The organism is Herbaspirillum sp. C7C2 (assembly GCF_022627865.1).
Lineage (GTDB): Bacteria > Pseudomonadota > Gammaproteobacteria > Burkholderiales > Burkholderiaceae_D > Herbaspirillum > Herbaspirillum frisingense.
The window spans coordinates 63,315-77,275 of sequence record NZ_JABXGI010000013.1; the positions used below are offsets into that span (position 1 = coordinate 63,315).

The 13,961-nt window shown below is 61.8% G+C and carries 13 protein-coding genes; 12 read left to right on the forward strand and 1 reads right to left on the reverse strand.

Going from position 1 to position 13,961, the window contains the following annotated elements:
• Positions 1-124: 124 nt before the first annotated feature.
• Positions 125-949 carry a type I methionyl aminopeptidase gene (gene map / locus HWE04_RS16550; protein ID WP_006462543.1) on the reverse strand — a complete coding sequence of 275 codons (825 nt, stop codon included), beginning with the start codon at positions 947-949 and terminating at the stop codon, positions 125-127.
• Between the two features lie 338 nt (positions 950-1,287).
• Here map and rpsB point away from each other — a divergent pair, with 338 nt between their 5' ends.
• The 12 genes from rpsB to fabZ all read left to right on the forward strand — a co-directional run bounded on the left by rpsB (position 1,288) and on the right by fabZ (position 13,916).
• Complete coding sequence (gene rpsB / locus HWE04_RS16555) at positions 1,288-2,028, forward strand: 30S ribosomal protein S2 (RefSeq protein ID WP_006462542.1); 741 nt, start codon at positions 1,288-1,290, stop codon at positions 2,026-2,028.
• 137 nt (positions 2,029-2,165) lie between these two features.
• Entirely contained in the window at positions 2,166-3,053 is an 888-nt protein-coding gene (tsf, locus tag HWE04_RS16560) for a translation elongation factor Ts (protein ID WP_241813091.1), read from the forward strand.
• Positions 3,054-3,368: 315 nt separating this feature from the next.
• On the forward strand, positions 3,369-4,085 hold the full coding sequence (gene pyrH / locus HWE04_RS16565) for a UMP kinase (RefSeq protein ID WP_006462540.1): 717 nt from the start codon (positions 3,369-3,371) through the stop codon (positions 4,083-4,085).
• 116 nt (positions 4,086-4,201) lie between these two features.
• On the forward strand, positions 4,202-4,762 hold the full coding sequence (frr, locus tag HWE04_RS16570; RefSeq protein WP_006462539.1) for a ribosome recycling factor: 561 nt from the start codon (positions 4,202-4,204) through the stop codon (positions 4,760-4,762).
• A gap of 200 nt (positions 4,763-4,962) precedes the next feature.
• Positions 4,963-5,721, forward strand: coding sequence for a polyprenyl diphosphate synthase (gene uppS / locus HWE04_RS16575; protein WP_077237119.1), 759 nt, complete (start codon positions 4,963-4,965; stop codon positions 5,719-5,721).
• Positions 5,721-6,548, forward strand: a complete 828-nt coding sequence (locus tag HWE04_RS16580) for a phosphatidate cytidylyltransferase (protein ID WP_241813092.1) — start codon at positions 5,721-5,723, stop codon at positions 6,546-6,548. The genes uppS and HWE04_RS16580 overlap by 1 nt, the downstream gene beginning before the upstream one ends.
• 26 nt (positions 6,549-6,574) lie before the next feature.
• Positions 6,575-7,747 carry a 1-deoxy-D-xylulose-5-phosphate reductoisomerase gene (gene ispC, locus HWE04_RS16585; protein ID WP_241813093.1) on the forward strand — a complete coding sequence of 391 codons (1,173 nt, stop codon included), beginning with the start codon at positions 6,575-6,577 and terminating at the stop codon, positions 7,745-7,747.
• Complete coding sequence (rseP, locus tag HWE04_RS16590) at positions 7,744-9,117, forward strand: RIP metalloprotease RseP (RefSeq protein WP_241813094.1); 1,374 nt, start codon at positions 7,744-7,746, stop codon at positions 9,115-9,117. Before ispC ends, rseP begins: the two co-directional genes overlap by 4 nt.
• A 188-nt stretch (positions 9,118-9,305) precedes the next feature.
• Positions 9,306-11,687: an outer membrane protein assembly factor BamA gene (bamA, locus tag HWE04_RS16595; protein WP_006462534.1), complete on the forward strand. Its 2,382-nt coding sequence runs from the start codon at positions 9,306-9,308 to the stop codon at positions 11,685-11,687.
• 45 nt (positions 11,688-11,732) lie between these two features.
• On the forward strand, positions 11,733-12,242 hold the full coding sequence (locus HWE04_RS16600; RefSeq protein ID WP_233207591.1) for an OmpH family outer membrane protein: 510 nt from the start codon (positions 11,733-11,735) through the stop codon (positions 12,240-12,242).
• Between the two features lie 128 nt (positions 12,243-12,370).
• Positions 12,371-13,459 carry a UDP-3-O-(3-hydroxymyristoyl)glucosamine N-acyltransferase gene (lpxD, locus tag HWE04_RS16605; protein ID WP_234296545.1) on the forward strand — a complete coding sequence of 363 codons (1,089 nt, stop codon included), beginning with the start codon at positions 12,371-12,373 and terminating at the stop codon, positions 13,457-13,459.
• The gene (gene fabZ / locus HWE04_RS16610; RefSeq protein ID WP_006462531.1) at positions 13,452-13,916 is read left to right on the forward strand and encodes a 3-hydroxyacyl-ACP dehydratase FabZ; all 465 of its coding nucleotides are present in this window, start codon (positions 13,452-13,454) and stop codon (positions 13,914-13,916) included. Before lpxD ends, fabZ begins: the two co-directional genes overlap by 8 nt.
• Positions 13,917-13,961: the final 45 nt, after the last annotated feature.

Consider the following 13,961-nt stretch of genomic DNA (forward strand, 5'->3'; position numbering starts at 1 on the left):
GGGGGGAGCGCCAACAACGGACGGGGCCGCATCCCCATGCGGCCCCGAGCCCTTAGCAGGTTTCATGCCGGAAACTGCGGGCGGGGCAGGTGGCGTCACCGTTGCTTGCCCCGCCATCGTTCGCTCAGGCCGCGGCAGCGACCTGGTTCTGGATGAAGGCCGGCGGCGCCGGCATGCCGGGCGAGACGGTCAGCACCTCGAAACCGGTCTCGGTGACCAGGACGGTGTGTTCCCACTGCGCCGACAGGCTACGGTCCTTGGTTTTGATGGTCCAGCCGTCGCCCATCTCGCGGATTTCGCGGCGGCCGGCGTTGATCATGGGTTCGACGGTGAAGATCATGCCGGCTTCCAGCTTTTCCAGGGTGCCGGGGCGGCCATAGTGCAGCACCTGCGGCTCTTCGTGGAAGACCTTGCCGATGCCGTGGCCGCAGAACTCGCGCACCACGCTATAGCCGGCCTTTTCGGCATGCTGCTGGATGACGTGGCCGATGTCGCCCAGGTGGGCGCCCGGCTTGATCTTGGAGATGCCCAGCCACATGCATTCGTAGGTGATCTCGGTGAGGCGGCGCGCCAGGATGGAGGGCTCGCCCAGGAAGAACATGCGGCTGGTGTCGCCGTGGTAGCCGTCCTTGATGATGGTGACGTCGATGTTGAGCACGTCGCCGTTCTTCATCACCTTGTCGCCGGGGATGCCGTGGCAGATCACGTCATTGAGCGAGGTGCAGATGGCTTTGGGGTAGGGGGTGTAGCCGGGAGGGCAGTAATTGAGCGGGGCCGGGATGCTGCCTTGTACATTGGTCATGTACTCGTGGCAGAGGCGGTCGATCTCGCCGGTGGTCACGCCGGGCTTCACGAAGGGGGTGATGTAGTCCAGCACCTCGGCGGCCAGGCGGCCGGCCACGCGCATGCCTTCGATGTCTTCGGCGGTCTTGATGGTGATATTGCCCATGATGAATCGCAATTCGCTAGAAAATCGTCAAGTCGGGATTATAGACGACGAGGGTGTTTTCTGTTTTGCCGGCCATGGTGGCGGGCTGGATGGCAATTCGGGGTGATTTGCGGCGAATTGACGTGCTACTTGAACAAAAGGGCGGGGTCGAGTAGAATGCCGGGCTGATCTGAAACCTCGGGTCGGTTGCCGGAATCGGTGTGCGGAATGAATCTTCATATCTTTTTGGCAATATGTGTTGTAAATCTTTTTGAAACGCGAATCCGTTCGCTAAAAGGGTGTCTGGCTGCATGAGCCGGATGACCGAGCGGATTCCAGACCTAACCCTGGAGAAATTCATGTCCGTTACCATGCGCGAAATGCTGGAAGCCGGTGTCCACTTCGGTCACCAAACCCGCTTCTGGAACCCCAAGATGGCCCCCTTCATCTTCGGCCACCGCAACAAGATTCACATCGTCAACCTGGAAAAGACCCTGGGCATGTACCAGGAGGCGCAGAAGTACGTGCGTCAACTGTCGTCCAACCGCGGCACTATCCTGTTCGTCGGCACCAAGCGCCAAGCGCGTGAAATCCTGGCCGCTGAAGCACAACGTGCTGGCGTGCCTTACGTCGATCAGCGCTGGCTGGGCGGCATGCTGACCAACTTCAAGACCATCAAGACCTCGATCAAGCGTCTGAAGGACATGGAAGCAGCAGTCGAAGACGGTTCCGTCGAGAAGCTGTCCAAGAAGGAAGCCCTGCTGTTCAGCCGTGAACAGGAAAAGCTGCAGAAGGCCATCGGCGGCATCAAGGACATGGGTGGCATTCCTGACGCCATCTTCGTCATCGACGTCGGCTACCACAAGGGCGCCATCACCGAAGCCGCCAAGCTGGGCATCCCGGTCATCGGCGTGGTCGATACCAACCACTCGCCCGAAGGCGTCACCTACGTGATCCCGGGTAACGACGACTCCGCCAAGGCAATCGCACTGTACGCTCGCGGCATGGCTGACGCCGTGCTGGAAGGCCGTGCCAACGCCGTCAACGACGTGGTCGAAGCAGTCAAGGGCGATGAATTCGTCGAGGTCGAGCAGGCTTGATTCTGCTCTTCCGGTAGTACGGTAGTACAAAAAGGGGTGACAGCGGGTAGTGACGCAGTGGCCCCTTTTTTTTGATTCAATTTTCGAGTTTCAGGCATGCCGCAGGACGCGGGATGCCTCCAAGTCAGGAGAATAGTATGGCGGCAATTACCGCAGCAATGGTGGGCGATCTGCGCGCGAAGACCGACGCGCCGATGATGGAATGCAAGAAGGCGCTGACCGAAGCCGGTGGCGACATGGCCAAGGCGGAAGAGATTCTGCGCGTCAAGCTGGGCAGCAAGGCTTCCAAGGCCTCTTCCCGCATCACCGCAGAAGGCGTGATCTCGACCTACATCGCCGGCAACGTCGGCGCGCTGGTCGAGGTGAACTGCGAAACCGACTTCGTGACCAAGAACGACGAGTTCATCGGTCTGGTCGAAGCCGCTGCCAAGCTGGTGGTCGAGCAGAACCCGGCTGACGTGGCTGCCCTGGGCGCCTGCAAGCTGGCCGACGGCAAGACCCTGGAAGAAGTGCGCACCGAACTGATCGGCCGCATCGGCGAGAACATGTCGTTCCGTCGCTTCCAGCGTTTCGAAACCAGCGGCAAGCTGGCTTCCTACCTGCACGGTACCCGTATCGGCGTGATCGTCGAGTTCGACGGTGCCGACGAGCAAGTGGGCAAGGACGTGGCCATGCACATCGCCGCCATGAAGCCGGTCGCCCTGTCGGCCGAGCAAGTGCCGGCCGACCTGATCGAGAAGGAACGCTCGGTCGCCGCCCTGAAGGCTGCCGAATCCGGCAAGCCGGCCGAGATCGTCGCCAAGATGGTGGACGGTTCGGTGCAGAAGTACCTGAAGGAAGTTTCCCTGTTCAACCAGGCTTTCGTGAAGAACGACAAGCAAAGCGTCGAGCAGATGCTCAAGGCCGCCAATGCGACCGTCAAGTCGTTCGCCATGTACGTGGTGGGTGAAGGCATCGAGAAGAAGCAAGACGACTTCGCCGCCGAAGTGGCTGCGCAAGTGGCTGCAGCGAAACAAGCTCAGTAAGCGTTGCAAGAAAAACGGGCCGAGAGGCCCGTTTTTTTAAGCCGGTCCCCGGGAACTTTCGGAGAAGGCTGCATCTATCCTCTGGGTCGGCTGCCGGGTGATCCGATGGCAGGTGCAGTGGACAGGCTGCAAGTGGCAATGGCAACAGCATGGAAGCAATGGCAGTCGTAGTGGCAATAGAGTAGGGCGCAGCAGTAACCCCCTCATGCGTTCGGGCTACATCCAGATGACGAAATCGCGCCGTTTCGTCGGGTGACAGCGAGTGCCGACGCGTCAACAAGCAATTCAACATCGGAAAGAACACGGAGCCCTGCAATGACAACACCTGCTTATAAGCGCGTACTCCTCAAACTCTCCGGCGAAGCACTGATGGGCGACGACGCCTACGGTATCAATCGCGCGACCATCGAACGCATGGTCGCGGATGTAGCAGAAATCAGCAAACTGGGCGTGGAACTGGCCATCGTGATCGGTGGCGGCAACATCTTCCGCGGCGTGGCGCCGGGCGCCCAGGGCATGGATCGTGCGACCGCCGACTACATGGGCATGCTGGCCACCGTCATGAACTCGCTGGCCCTGGCCGACGCGATGCGTCAGGCTGGCCTGACAGCCCGCGTGATGTCCGCCATTGGCATCGAACAGGTGGTCGAGCCCTATGTGCGCCCGAAGGCGCTGCAATACCTGGAAGAGGGCAAGATCGTGGTCTTCGCTGCCGGTACCGGCAACCCCTTCTTCACTACCGATACCGCCGCCGCCCTGCGTGGCTCGGAAATCGGCGCCCAGATCGTGCTCAAGGCCACCAAGGTGGACGGTGTCTACACCGCCGACCCCAAGAAGGACCCGGCCGCGACCCGCTATCAGTCGATTTCCTTCGACGAAGCCATCGCCAAGCATCTGCAGGTGATGGACGCGACCGCCTTCGCGCTGTGCCGTGACCAGAAGCTGCCGATCAAGGTGTTTTCCATCGTCAAGCCGGGCGCGCTCAAGAGCGTGGTCATGGGTGACGACGAGGGTACCCTGGTCCACGTCTGAGCCGTATTGCGGAACAGAAACCGGCCGCAGGCCGGTCATTCCCGTTTACAATGCCCCTCTTTCAGGCATTTGCCATCAAGAAAAGCCAAGTTATTGCACCAAGTTAGGAGAGCAGCATGAGTGTCGCTGACGTCAAGAAAAATACTGAACAGAAGATGGGTAAGTCCATCGAGACCCTGAAGGCCAACCTGGCCAAGGTCCGTACCGGCCGCGCCCATACCGGCCTGCTGGACCAGGTGATGGTCGATTACTACGGTTCGCCGACCGGCCTGTCGCAGGTCGCCAACCTGACCCTGATCGACGCCCGCACCATCGGTGTGCAGCCGTACGAGAAGAAGATGGTCGCTGCCGTCGAGAAGGCCATCCGTGAAGCCGACCTGGGCCTGAACCCGGCCACCCACGGCGAACTGATCCGCGTGCCGATGCCGCCGCTGACCGAAGAGCGCCGCAAGGAAATGGTCAAGCTGGTCAAGAGCGAAGCCGAAGATGCCAAGATCGCGGTGCGCAACATCCGTCGCGAAGGCAACGAAGGTCTGAAGAAGCTGGTCAAGGACAAGGTCGCCTCGGAAGATGACGAGCGCCGCGGCCAGGACGAAATCCAGAAGCTGACCGACAAGTTCGTCGCCGAGATCGACAAGCTGGTGGGCGACAAGGAAAAGGAAGTGATGACCGTGTAGGTCGTCCGGCAGGCCCCACGCGCGACCGTGCAGACGGTCGCGCTGCACGAGAAGTCAAAGACAGCAAATGTGCGGGCGCGCAGCGGGGAGCAATTCGGGTGGCGCAGGGCGTGGGCGGCTGGTTTGTCAAAGCGCCCGGCTGCCGTTACCATGAGGCGCTGCACCGCTCCCCATGCACCGAAATGCACTAAATTATTTTCATGAAGCATCAAAGCTCAACTCTTGCGGTTCCGGATTCTTCCGCGGTTCCGCGCCATGTTGCCATCATCATGGACGGCAACGGTCGTTGGGCGACCAAGCGTTTCCTGCCGCGCGTGGCGGGGCATGCCAAGGGGGTGGACGCAGTACGTTCCATCGTCGAGGCCAGTGCCGAACGCGGCATCGAATTCCTGACCCTGTTTGCCTTCAGTTCCGAAAACTGGCGTCGTCCGGCCGATGAAGTGTCGGTATTGATGCGTCTGTTCATGACCGTGCTGGAGCGCGAAGTGGGCAAGATGGCCAACAACGGCATCCGCCTCAAGATCGTCGGCGACATGAGCCGATTCGATCCCAAGCTGCAGGAGATGGCCGCCAAGGCTGAGGCCCAGACGGCCGGCAACAGCCGTCTGACCCTGACTGTCTGCGCCAATTACGGTGGCCGCTGGGATGTCATGCAGGCGGTCTCGCGCATGGTCAAGGACAAGCCAGGCGTATCCGATTACACCGAAGAAGAACTGGCACCCTATCTGGCCATGGCCTATGCCCCGGAGCCGGACCTGTTCATCCGCACCGGCGGCGAACAGCGCATTTCCAATTTCCTGCTGTGGCAACTGGCCTACAGCGAACTGTATTTCACCGAGACCTTCTGGCCCGACTTCGATGCCAAGGCGCTGGACGTGGCGATCGGGTCCTATCAACAACGCGAGCGCCGCTTCGGGCGCACCAGCGCCCAGGTGCTGGACCAGAAAAAGGCTTCCTGATGCTCAAGACGCGTGTCATCACGGCGTTGATTTTGCTGGCAATCCTGTTGCCGATCCTGTATTTCGGCTATTTCCCGGCCTTTGCCATGGCCGCGCTGGTGTTTTTCGCCGCCGGCGCCTGGGAATGTTTCCGCCTCTTCAAGAGCCCGCGTCCGACCTTGTGGGCAGTCGTGTGGACGCTGGTCTTCTGCGTGATCCTGTTCTTCAGCGGCCTGCCCAGCGTGCGTCCGCTCTACGTGCTGTGCGTGCTGTTGTGGGCATTGCGGTTCGTGCCAGCCCTGGGGCTGGGCCTGCCCAGGGTCGAGGCCTTCGGCAATCGCCTGCTCAATGCGACCTATATGCTGTCCATCCTCGGCTGCTTCGTGGCCATCGTGGATCTGTTCCAGCGTTCGCCGCTGTATCTGCTGTCGGTGATGGCGGTGGTGTGGGTGGCTGACATCGGCGCCTATTTCGCCGGCAAGGGTTTCGGTCGCCACAAGCTGGCGCCCACCATTTCTCCGGGCAAGTCCTGGGAAGGTGCCATCGGTGGCTGGCTGGCGGTGCTGGTGATTTCGGCCGCCGTGGCCATGTCCATGAGCGCGGGCGAGACCTTCCAGTATCACCTCTTCAACCGCTGGGGCTGGGCCGGTTTTGTCGGGGCCTTGAGCCTGATGGTGGTGGCCAGCGTGGTGGGCGATCTCTTCGAGTCGCAGCTCAAGCGGCGCGCCGGCATGAAGGACAGCAGCAATCTGCTTCCTGGCCATGGCGGCGTCCTCGACCGCATTGATGCGCTCATCCCGGTGCTGCCCCTGGCGGCGCTGGTCGACCTCTGGCTGGCGGCTGCCTGAGCCGCCGCTTTCCTTCTGGAAATTCCATGCAGTCCATCAGCATTCTCGGTTCCACCGGCTCCATCGGCGTGTCCACGCTGGATGTGGTCGCCCGTCATCCGGACCGTTATCGCGTCCATGCCCTGAGCGCGCATGCGCGCGTGGCCGAACTGGCCGAGCAATGTCAGCGTTTTCGCCCGCAAGTAGCCGTGGTCGGTTCGGCCGAGGCGGCCGCCGAGTTGCAGAAGCTCTTGCGAGCAGCTGATCTGAAGACCGAAGTGGCCTTTGGGCCGCAGGCCCTGTGCGATATCGCCGCCGCCGATGGTTGCGACATGGTCATGGCCGCCATCGTGGGCGCTGCCGGCCTGGCATCGACGCTGGCCGCCGCTCGTGCCGGCAAGAAGATATTGCTGGCCAACAAGGAAGCCCTGGTCATCTCCGGCCAGTTGCTGATGGACACGGTGGCTGCCCATGGTGCCAGCCTGCTGCCCATCGATAGCGAGCACAACGCCATTTTCCAATGCCTGCCGGCGGACTATTCCCGCTCGATGCCGGCGCACGGCGTCGAGAAGATCCTGCTGACCGCCTCCGGCGGACCCTTCCTGAACCGCGATGTCAGCACGCTGGACCAGGTGACCGTGGAAGAAGCGGTGGCGCATCCCAAGTGGGTGATGGGGCGCAAGATCTCGGTGGATTCGGCCACCATGATGAACAAGGGCCTGGAAGTGATCGAGGCGCACTGGCTCTTTGGTGCGCCGGCCGACAAGATCGAGGTGGTGATCCACCCTCAAAGCGTGATCCATTCCATGGTGTCCTATGCCGACGGCTCGGTACTGGCGCAGTTGGGAAACCCCGACATGCGTACGCCGATCGCCAATGCGCTGGCCTATCCGGAGCGGATCGCCTCCGGCGTGGCCCCGCTGGACCTGGCGCAGATCGCGCAGCTGTCCTTCTCGGCACCCGATTATCGGCGCTTTCCCTGCCTGAAACTGGCGTATGATGCCCTGCGAGCCGGTGGCACACTGGCGGCCATCCTCAATGCCGCCAACGAAGTTGCCGTGCAGGCCTTCCTAGACCGCCGCATCGGCTTCGGGAAGATCGCTCCCCTGATCCAAGAGGTCATGTCCGCCATCCCCAACCGCCAAGCCGACGATATCGCCGCCTTGCTGGAGCAGGACCGGCAGGCACGCACCCACGCCGAGGCTCTGATTTCACGATGACACTGCTGCATACCCTGATCGCTTTCTTCGTCGCCCTGGGCAGCCTGGTGGTGGTGCACGAACTGGGCCATTACCTGGTCGCCCGCTGGTGTGGGGTCAAGGTACTGCGTTTCTCGGTGGGTATGGGGCGGGTGATCTGGTCGCGACGTTTCGGGCGTGATCAGACCGAGTGGGCGCTGTCGATCCTGCCGCTGGGCGGTTACGTCAAGATGCTCGATGCCCGCGAGCAACCACTGGAAGACATTCCCGAAGCCGATCTCAAACGCGAATTCACCCGGCAGTCGGTATGGCGCCGCATCGCCATCGTGGCGGCGGGGCCGATTGCCAATTTCCTGCTGGCCATCGTCCTGTTCGCCGGGCTCTACATGCATGGCGTACCCGAGCCGGTGCCGGTGCTGCGCGCCGCGGCCGAGCAAAGTGCGGCCTACCAGGCCGGCTTGCGCGCCGGTGACCGCATCACCGCCATCAATGGCGCACCGGTGCAGGTCTGGTCGGAGGTGCGCTGGAAGCTGATGCAGCTGGTGCTGGAGAAGGCCGATGCCCGTGTGGATGTGGAGCGTCCCAATCCGAATGGCAGCGGCAAGCTGCTCAATAGCGTGACACTGCGTCTGGCCGGGATCGACAGCAATGAGCTGGAAGGTGATTTCCTGGGCAAGCTGGGCCTGGCCCTGGCGCGTCCGCCGGCCGTGCTGGGCAAGATCATGGACGGCCCGGCCAAGGCGGCCGGGCTGCAGAGCGGTGACCGCATCACTGCCATTGACGCCGTCCCGGTCCAGGATGGCCTGGCCTTTGTCGAAAAGGTCCGTGAATCGGCCGGCAAGCCGCTGCTGCTGGAGGGCGTGCGCGGCGGCAACCGCTTCGAGGTACGCGTGACCCCGGAAGCGATGGAAGAGGGCGACAGCGGCAAGCGCATCGGTCGCATCAAGGTGGAAGTACCGCTGGCACCGGAGATGGCCACCGTCAGTGATGGCCCGCTGACCGCCTTGGCCAAGGGCGCACAGCGTACCTGGGATACCAGTGCGATGACCGTCAAGATGATCGGCAAGATGATCGTCGGCCAGGTTTCGCTGAAGAACATCACCGGCCCCATCACCATCGCCGACTACGCCGGGCAGACCGCGCGCGTGGGTCTGGTCAGCTATCTGAGCTTCCTGGCCTTCATCAGCATCAGCCTCGGCGTGATGAATCTCTTGCCGATCCCGGTTCTAGATGGCGGTCATTTGCTGTATTATGCGCTGGAGATTTTGACAGGACGGCCCGTTTCCGAACGGTTTGGGGAAATCGCACAGCGTGCCGGCCTGGGTTTACTGATGGCGCTGATGCTCGTTGCCGCATTCAACGATATCGTGCGGCTGATGTTCCAAGGATGAATCCGGCCTGATGCCGGCCCCGGCGATACCAGCGGCGGGGCGGCGCGAAAGACCGGATTTTTTACATTTGCCGGCCAAGCCCGATGGCAGTTGTTAAGCAATTGGCAATGGATCTGGGATCCGTTTTCAATTCCTTACCAGCATCTTGTCAGGCAGTGTCACGGCGAAAAACTGTTGATGAACGATAGATGAAATTACACCCTGCGCAACATCCCATCCCGACCTTCTCCCGTCGCCTGATCGCCGCAGCCGCCTTTGCCCTGTGCTCCAGCCAGGCCATGGCGGTCACGCCCTTCGTGGTCAAGGATATCCGCGTCGAAGGCATCCAGCGTACCGAGGCCGGCACGGTCTTCAGCTACCTGCCGGTGCGCGTGGGCGACACGTTCAACGATGAAAAGGCCACTGCCGCCATCAAGGCGCTGTATGCCACCGGCTTCTTCCGCGATGTCCGCATCGAGGCCGAAGGCGACGTGCTGGTGGTGCAGGTGGTCGAACGTCCGGCCATCGCCAGCGTCGATTTCTCCGGCATCAAGGAGTTCGACAAGGAACAGCTGACCAAGGCGCTCAAGGAAATCGGCGTGGCCGAGTCGCGCATCTTCGACCGCTCCCAGGTCGATCGTGCCGAGCAGGAATTAAAGCGCCAGTACCTGTCGCGCGGCCTGTACGGCGCCAAGGTGTCCACCACCGTCACCCCGGTCGAGCGTAATCGCGTGGCGATTACCTTCTCGGTGGACGAAGGTGAAGTTTCCCGCATCAAGCAGATCAATTTCGTCGGCAACAAGGTGTTCTCCGACAGCACCTTGCGTGACCAGATCAAGCTGACCACCCCGGGCTGGTTCACCTGGTACACCAAGGCCGACCAGTATTCCAAGGAAAAGCTGCAGGGCGACATCGAGACCCTGCGCTCGTACTACCTGGATCGCGGCTATCTGGAAATGCAGGTCGAATCGACCCAGGTGTCGATCACGCCCGACAAGAAAGACATCTACATCACCGTCAACATCAAGGAAGGCGAGAAGTACACCGTCTCCGGCGTCAAGCTTGAAGGTGAGATGTTCGGCATGGAGCCGGAACTGTCCAAGCTGGTGCAGTTGAAACCGGGCGACGTCTATTCCGGCGCCAAGCTCACCGACAGCACCAAGAAGATCGGCGAGCGCCTGGGCAACTTCGGCTATGCCTTCGCCAACGTCAACGCCAACCCCAATGTCGATCGCGAGAAGAAGGAAGTCGCCTTCACCATCATGGTCGACCCGGGCAAGCGCGTCTACGTGCGTCACGTCAACATCGCCGGCAACACCAAGACCCGCGACGAGGTGATCCGCCGCGAATTCCGCCAGTTCGAGGATTCCTGGTACGACGGCGAAAAGATCAAGCTCTCGCGCGACCGCGTGGACCGTCTGGGCTACTTCAAGGAAGTCACCGTCGATACGCCCGAAGTGCCGGGTACCAGCGACCAGGTGGACCTCAACATGAAGGTCGAGGAAAAGCCGACCGGCAACATCATGGTCGGCGCCGGCTTCTCGCAGTCCGACAAGCTCAGCCTGACCGGCTCGATCTCGCAGGAAAACGCCTTCGGTAGCGGTAATACCGTGGGTATCGACATCAATACCAGCTCGCGCTATCGCACGATCTCGCTGTCGACCACCAATCCGTATTTCACCGATGACGGCATCAGCCGCACCTATGAAATCTACCTGCGCACGATCCGTCCCTCGGTCTATACGACCGGTGACTATCGCGTCAAGACGCTGGGTGGCAGCATCAAGTTCGGCGTGCCGTTCTCGGAACTGGATCGCGTCTTCTTCGGTATCGGCGTGGAAAACACCAACGTCAGCACCGACAGCACCAGCCCCTCGCTGTACCGCCAGTATGTGCGCGACTTCGGCGGCGCCGGCGCTGCGGGTTGCGATGTGACCGACGTCTCCTCGGGGGCAACGTGCGGTATCGGCAGCGCCCGTACCACCAGCATCCCGCTGACGGTGGCGTGGCAGCGTGACGGCCGCGACTCGGCACTGGTTCCGACTTCCGGCCGCTATCAGCGCGCCAACCTGGAAGTTTCGTACCTTGGTACCCTGAAGTACTACCGTGCCAGCTATCAGCACCAGTACTTCCAGCCTTTCTTCAGCAAGGCCGTGACCCTGGCCCTGAATGGCGAAGTCGACTACGGCCGCGGCATCGGCAGCAAGCCTTATCCGGTGTTCAAGAACTACTATGCCGGCGGTATCGGCACCGTGCGCGGCTACGAAGCGTCTTCGCTGGGTTCGCTGAAGGACCAGTACGGCGACTCCATGGGTGGCGCCTCGCGTCTGTACGGCAACGCCGAGTTGCAGTTCCCGTTCCCGGGTTCGGGCCAGGACCGTACGCTGCGCTGGTTCACCTTCTTTGACGGCGGCAACGTCTTCGCTGACGGCCAGAACATCAAGCTGAACGACCTGCGTTATTCGGCCGGCGTGGGTATCAGCTGGGTGTCACCGATTGGCCCTCTGAAGCTCAGCTTCGGTAAGCCATTGAACCTGAAGACGGGTGACAAGTCTCAAACCTTCCAGTTCCAACTGGGTACCGGCTTCTAAAGCGGTCATCATTGATTCGTAATACGGAGAGTAATCTTGAAGTTCATGACCAAATCGTTCCTGTCCCTGCAGACCATCGTGATGGCTGCCTGCCTGTTGAGCTTTGCCCCTGCCCATGCGCAGGAGAGCTCGAAAATCGCCTTCGTCAGCACCGAGCGCATCTTCCGCGAAGCCGCTCCGGCCAAGGCTGCCCAAGCCAAGCTGGAAGCCGAATTCGCCAAGCGCGACCGTGAGCTGCAAGACATGGCGGCCCGTCTGAAGGCCCAGTCCGACAAGCTGGACAAGGACGCCGCCGTGCTGTCCGATTCCGACCGCGCCAAGCGCCAGCGCGACCTGTCCGATCTGGACAAGGAATTCCAGCGCAAGCAACGCGAGTTCCGCGAAGACCTGAACCAGCGCCGCAACGAAGAACTGGCGGTTGTGCTGGAGCGTACCAACAAGGTGATCCGCCAGATCGCCGATGCCGAGAAGTATGACATCGTGTTCCAGGAAGCCGTCTACGCCAGCAAGCGTATCGACATCACCGACAAGGTGCTCAAGGAACTGGCCAAGTAATTGCATCACCGCCGTGCGGGCGCGGGGCAGCATCGCCCCGGCGCCCGCATGTCGCTTCAGGGGCCGCCATGCAGGCGGCTTTCGTTTTATCGTCATTCCAGGCAACGCCTGTCATTCGGAAAGCCAAGATGAGTATTCGACTGGAGCAATTGGTCGAGCGCTTGGGCGGGCAGTTGAAGGGTGATGCGAACATCGCAGTCCAGGGCATCGCGCCCTTGGATGCCGCAGGTTCCAGCCACATCACCTTCCTCTCCAATCCCAAATTCCGCGCACAAGCCGACCAGACCCAGGCCGCGGCGCTGATCCTGTCCGAGGCCGACGACGCCCAGGTACAGGCTTATGCCGGTGCCCGCATCGTCACCCGTAATCCCTACGCCTATTTCGCCCGTGCTGCGCAGATGTTCCAGGCCCTGGCCGAGGTGCTGCCTCCGGCCGGCATCCACCCCAGCGCCGTGGTCGACCCCGCTGCCAGCGTGGCAGCGGATGCGGTGATCGGTCCGCTGGTGGTGATCGAAGCCGGTGCCGTCATCGGCCCGCGTGCCCGCATCGATGCCGGCAGTTTCATCGGGCAGCACGCCAGCGTTGGCGAGGATACCCATTTCCACGCCCGTGCCACCTTGCACTACGGCTGCGAAATCGGCGCCCGTGGCATCGTCCATTCCGGCGCCGTGATTGGCGCGGATGGCTTTGGTTTCGCCAATGAAGCGGGCCAGTGGATCAAGATTCCCCAGGTGGGCCGCGTGATGATCGGCGACGACGTCGAAATCGGCGCCAATACCACCATCGACCGTGGTGCGCTGGCCGACACCGTGATCGAGGAGGGCGTCAAGCTCGACAACCAGATCCAGATCGCCCACAACTGCCACATCGGCGCGCACACCGCCATTGCTGCCTGTGCAGGCATCGCCGGCAGCGCCCGCATCGGCAAGTATTGCTCCATCGGTGGCGCAGCCATGATCCATGGCCACATCACCATCGTGGACAAGGTCCACGTCTCGGCCGGCACCCTGGCCCTGCGTTCCATCCTGGAGCCAGGCCAGTACACCGGCTTCTATCCCATCACCGAACACCGCGACTGGGAAAAATCGGCGGCATTAGTGCGCAATCTGGGCACGATGCGTGAGAAAATCCGGGCGTTGGAAAAATCGCTCAAAACGTTGACACAAGAACAAGCGGGCCAAGCCCCGCTTTCAGAGAATCAAGAAGAGAATGAATAGCCTCGACATCAATCAAATCAAACAGTACCTGCCGCACCGTTACCCGCTGCTGCTGGTCGATCGCGTGCTGAACTGGGAGAGCGGCAAGACCATCACCGCGATCAAGAACGTGACCGTGAATGAAGAATTCTTCAACGGCCACTTCCCGCACAAGCCGGTGATGCCGGGCGTGCTGATGATCGAGGCACTGGCCCAGACGGCTGCACTGCTGTCCTTCCTGACCGAAGGCCGCAAGCCGGACGAAAACACCGTGGTCTATTTCGTGGGCATCGACAATGCACGCTTCAAGCGTCCGGTGGAGCCGGGCGACCAGTTGAAGATGGAAGTCGAGATCACCCGTCGCGCGCGCGGCATCTGGAAGTACCGCGCAGTGGCCACCGTCGATGGTCAGGTGGCAGTCGAAGGCGACCTCATGTGCACCATGCGCAGCGCCGCCGACGCCAGCCAGAGCGCCTGACCCGGCCGGCCTGACGACAGGCTGCAAGGCAGGCCCGGCGGCGAT